This window comes from Nitrospira sp. BLG_2 (assembly GCF_049222245.1).
Genome location: NZ_JBLYIG010000700.1, coordinates 1 through 3,032, shown reverse-complemented (window position 1 = coordinate 3,032; position 3,032 = coordinate 1). Strand labels below are relative to the sequence as shown.

The 3,032-nt window shown below is 53.9% G+C and carries 3 protein-coding genes and 1 pseudogene; all 4 read left to right on the top strand.

Translation table 11 applies throughout. The annotated features are described in order from the left end of the window. A pseudogene (locus ACOSYY_RS18485) lies at positions 1-347 on the top strand (hypothetical protein); the annotation flags it as partial. Continuing rightward, a complete protein-coding gene (locus ACOSYY_RS18480; protein ID WP_421664326.1) occupies positions 344-1,015 on the top strand; it encodes a DUF2997 domain-containing protein in 672 nt (223 codons plus the stop codon). The pseudogene ACOSYY_RS18485 and the gene ACOSYY_RS18480, both read left to right, overlap by 4 nt. Positions 1,016-1,355: 340 nt before the next feature. Next, on the top strand, positions 1,356-1,985 hold the full coding sequence (locus ACOSYY_RS18475; protein WP_421664324.1) for a hypothetical protein: 630 nt from the start codon (positions 1,356-1,358) through the stop codon (positions 1,983-1,985). Between the two features lie 34 nt (positions 1,986-2,019). Then, positions 2,020-3,032: hypothetical protein (locus ACOSYY_RS18470; protein ID WP_421664322.1), on the top strand; the 1,013-nt coding region annotated here is incomplete at its 3' end.

Genomic DNA, 3,032 nt, shown 5'->3' with positions numbered 1-3,032 from the left:
TTCTGCGTAACGCGAATCCAGGATTAGATTCGCGCGTTCCGAATCGAATCAGGTTCTTCCGGTACTCGAATGAAGACCTCATAAGGATTTTTAAGAAGTTGGCTGCGGATTCGGAATATGTCGTCGCTGATGATTGTGATGAAAGACTGACACAGCTCATTGATGCCGCTATCGGAAGAGATGGTCGCAAGTTTGGGAACGGGAGATTTATTCGGACTATGTTCGAGAAGGCTATTCTCCGCCAGGGAAATCGTTTGGTCCCGAAATCCCAGTTTACCGCTGACGCACTTAAGCAGATTCTACCTCAAGACCTTCCTGATTCGATTGAAGAGGAGACTCCGAAATGAGCCACGTTATCAAAGCTCAGTTCACGATCGTCGATCTCGAACTGCTGAAAAAGGCGGTGCAATCATTGGGCGGTTCCATGGTGCAGTCATCAACCTATCGCTGGTACGGCCAGCACGTTGGCGATTATCCGTTGCCAGAGGGGTTCTCAGCTAACGACTTGGGAAAGTGCCAGTTCGCCATCTCCCATCCCTCGTCACAGTACGATATAGGCGTCGTTCGGAGCAAGCGCCATCCCGGTCAATGGGAATTGCTTTGCGATTTCTGGGGAACTGGAGAGAACCTCTTGAAGGCGTTCGGCAACGTCGGCGCGAAGAGTCTGAGTCGCCTGGCTGAGGCTTATACTGCGGAATCCATGAAGAAGACGATCGGTTCAGCATGGTCAATCCGAAAAACGGTGACGTCGACGGGCGTTGTCCAACTTGAAGCCGTCGATACGCGACGCGCCACATCCGAAGCCGAAACGACAAAGCGCATTGTAGCGAAAAGCGAACCGAACGGATCGGTAGCGGTTGAAGCATTCGGATTTAAAGGAAAATCATGTTTGAAAGCGACCAAAGAGCTTGAAAAGCTGCTTGGGATGCCCGCATCCCATAGATTGGTAAAAGCCGAATACTTTATGAGTGACCAAACCGGGCGCCAAACGCGGGCCACTGGAGATGCATTATGAAAGCTCTGGTAACTCAGGAAGGCTTGATTTATGTTGTAACGCCGAGATCGGGCCAAGGAACCACGCGAATGGGGTGGATAATTCCCAAATCGAAATGGATGCTGGCCTTGTATATTATTATGCGGGTGATAGGGCTGAGAGCTTTCACCACCCGCTGGCGGTGTGAGCATGAATGCTGGCTGTTCGCAGGATCAGGGAGTCGAGAGGAAATGCTTGAGCGAGAGGCGGAGTTGCTGCCAGTTATTCTGAATTCGAGTGCGAAAACACGTTAGGAGCTAGTTCGGGTTTCGCAATGCAGAATTCTCTCTGGGCGGCAAAACATAAACAAAGGCAATCAACTATGTCTAGACCACCGAACGATGCCAATGACCGGCGAAGATTCAACAAAGAATGGCGAACGGCAGCCTCCCCAGGAAAGGCTGGTGAAGCACCGGAAGCGCCTCTTTTGGAAGCCTTGACTGACAGCCAAGGCAAAGCCCATGGTTGGCAAGAGCAGATCATAATGGAGGATGGTAGCAAGCTCGCAACGCGGCCGCGGGGATTTTATACTGATCCTGCTCATCCTGATGCGATACCAGCATACGTCAATACTGCCATGCAGGCGAGCCATCAACCTGATAGGTCTTTGATTATCGAGGACGAGCATGCAAATACCGTCCGAGGCGCGACACTGGAGCGGGCTGGCGGTAAGGAGGAAGTGCCCACCGTTCTTGTCGACAATCATCGCATGGCGACGCACACAGCCGAAAACCTCGAGAAACACGGGGTGTTTCCCCCCGGCACTGTGGCTGCGGGTGGGGCGGAGCCAGCGGGCTCACCTGGTGGGTCAGGCGTAGGTTTGTCACCGGGTGGATCGGGTCTTGGCACATCGCCGGGTGGATCGGGTCCGGGTGCATCACCGGGTGGGTCGGGTCCGGGCACGTCACCGGGAGAATCGGGTCCGGGCGGATCGCCGGGTGGATCTGTCTAGGAAAGCTCAGGCACTGCGTCAACGAGTGATTAGCATGCCCCATTCGCTCTCAGGGCAGGAAGTGCTTATTCTAGAACAGACAGAGGCTCCGCTGTGCGCCAATAAGGACTCCCGCGATCGCGAGGAAGAGCGCAACGAGTTGGAGCTTGAGTTTCGGGCAAACGTTAGTCAGTTGTTGCATCACCATGATGAGCACCTGCGGATGACGATTGCCCGAAACGATAGAGGGCACGTCTGTCTGCATTATGCACTCTGTGGAGTTTTGGAGAATTTCCATTTTCTCCATTCCAAGCAGTTCCGTTACTGGCGATTCGCCCGGACCGGCGAAACCTTGGTTCCTTCCGGGACATTCTCGAAACCAGCACTAGTACGCGAAATTCACTTTACCCCAGTTGGGAACATCGCCCTGTATGCTGGACGGGGAGCCGGCGGCAGTAATCTTCGAGTGGAGGAACCGTCGATATTGCCGATGCTCGCCCCCATTAATTCAGACCGCGCATTTCGAGTCGCGTTCCCGCGGCGGATTGTGATCAAGGGCGCTCAAGCACGCTGGCGGCATGTCACCGAAGTCCTAGCAACTGACAAGTCGGCGGCGGTGTGCGTGGAGGTGTCACGTTACGAACTGAAGTCCCATGAAATCGGCTATATTGCCAAATGTCTGGGGAGTAATTCTGAAGCCAACACTGGAAGACTTGTCACCCGTCATCTCGCGGTAGATTCCTATTCTGCTTTGATGACATCAGGCATGGGCTTCAAGTTGAGTATTCGATTCGCGGGCCTCGCCGTGAACCCTCTGATGCAGGCCTTTCTCCGCGACACTGATCCGGAGTGTTTCTGCACTGATAACCAACATTTCGAGTCTCCCGAGGTGAAGCGACTCGCCAATGAACAACTTCCATTGGCTCAGTGGTTGCGACTGCAAGAGTCCCTTTTTTCCCTAGAAGAAGCAGTCAGCCTGCTGATGCCCCTCTACTCTTTCGGGGACGGTCTTTGTCGTGCGAAGCATTTTCATCCGTTTCCCTTTACGCTTCCAGCCACCGAACCGCG